General features: G+C 71.7%; 1 protein-coding gene. It reads right to left on the reverse strand.

Annotated elements, in window-relative coordinates:
• The coding region (locus RMO85_RS05750; RefSeq protein WP_310527268.1) for an AAA family ATPase at positions 1 to 1,565 on the reverse strand (1,565 nt) is incomplete at its 3' end.
• Between the last annotated feature and the right edge of the window lie 433 nt (positions 1,566 to 1,998).

Genomic DNA, 1,998 nt, shown 5'->3' on the forward strand with positions numbered 1-1,998 from the left:
CCGACCATCCGCCACTGCATCGGCGTGAGGTCCTGCGCCTCGTCGATCAGCACGTGGGCGAACCCGTCGTCCTCGATCCGGTGGGTCGGCGGCGCCCACGCGCGACCGGAGGGGGCGTACTCCCGGTCCGCAGCGGTCGTCAGCTCCTGCAGGTCGACCCCGCCCTCGAGGACGGTAAGGGTGTCGTCGCGGTCGTGGTCGGCATCCGTCCTGAGGGGTACGTCGCCGAGCGCATAGCGCAGCTCGTCGATCAGCGGCACGTCCTCGACGCTCACACCGGACCCGGCCCACGACTTGGCGAGCAGTCGCTGCTCCTCGGGGGTGAGGATGCCGTCGGAGACGCGGTGCAGGAACTCCGGGTCGTGCAGCCACGACAGCACCGTCGGTGCGTCGAGCGGCGGCCACCAGGCGGTCGCGAAGTCGACGAAGCGCTGGTCGGAGAGGAGCTCGTCGTTGAAGAACTCGCGACCCTGCTCGCGTCCCCGCTCGCCTCGGACCTGGCGCCACAGGGCGTCGAGCAGCGCGGTGGCCACGCGCGGGAGCTGGCGGTTGCGCCGTCCCTGCGACATCAGCTGGCGGCGTACGCGACCCAACGTCACACGATCGAGCTTGAGCCGGTCGTCGCGCCAGAAGTAGTCGAAGTCGGCCGCATTGCCGGGGACCTGCTGCCGGGCCGTACGCCGCAGCACCTCCGCCATCCGGGCCGAACCCTTGATGTCGGCGACCGCGGGCTCGTCGTGCCGGGTCGCGCGGAGCCCGTCGACGACCTCGCCGAGGCTGCGCAGCGCGACGGCGGTCTCGCCGAGGCTGGGCAGGACGCGCTCGATGTAGCGCATGAAGACGCCGCTGGGGCCGACGACGAGCACGCCGCCCGACTCGTAGCGGCGGCGGTCGGAGTAGAGGAGGAAGGCCGCTCGGTGAAGTGCCACCACGGTCTTGCCGGTGCCGGGGCCCCCGGAGATCGACACGACGCCCTTGCCGGGCGCGCGGATCGCCTTGTCCTGCTCGGCCTGGATGGTGGCGACGATGGAGTGCATGGAGCGGTCGCGGGCGCGGCCGAGCTGGGCCATCAGCGCACCCTCGCCGATGATCGGCAGGTCGGTCTCGGCGGAGGTGTCGAGCAGCTCGTCCTCGACGCCGACCACGGTGCGGTGCTCGGCGCTGAGCACGCGGCGGCGGATCACGCCCTGCGGCTCGGCGGCCGTGGCCTGGTAGAACACGGACGCGGCCGGGGCACGCCAGTCGATCAGCAGGCTGTCGCGGTCGGCGTCGCGCAGGCCGATCCGGCCGATGTAGCGAGGCTCCTTGTCGACCTCGGCGACCAGGTCGAGGCGTCCGAAGACCAGACCCTCGTGCGCCGCGTCGAGCTGGGCGATCCGCTTCGCCGCCTGGAAGACCATCGCGTCGCGCTCGACGAGGCCGCCCTCGTGCTCGAGCTTGCCGCGTTCGTGTCCCTCCTTGGCCAGCTGCTGCGCGTTGCGGGCGCTGGCCTCGAGCTGGACGTACACGCGATCGACGTACTCCTGCTCGACCGCGATCTCCCGAGTCTCGAGCTGATCACTCACTCGGCCACTCCCCCATGCTGTTCTTGGCGCGTCGGTCCGTGCCGTTCGACAAAACGACAGAAGATCAAGACTACCGACTCGATCCACGCAGCGGACGGCGGATTCGCGGACTCGTCATCGCTGTCCCTCCTCGGCCCGACTGGCGGCGGGCGACAGGGGCCCGAGCAACGGAAGGGGCCGGCTCCGCTCAACTGGCGGCGTACGACCGGCCACCGACCGATTTCCAGGTCGGCCGCCGCCACTTGGTCGCGACCGCGGCCCGCGACATGTCGGCCGCCGCCGGTCGGCGGGCAGGAGGAGGGCGCGCCGGCTACTTCTTCCGGCTGAGGAACGCCGTCATCGCCTCGCGGGCCTCGTCAGAGGCGAAGAGGTGGGCGCTGAGAGCCGCCAGCTCGCCACCCCGGGCGTCGATGCGCGCGAGCAGGTCGGCGTT

The organism is Nocardioides sp. (assembly GCF_031422975.1).
Lineage (GTDB): Bacteria > Actinomycetota > Actinomycetes > Propionibacteriales > Nocardioidaceae > Nocardioides.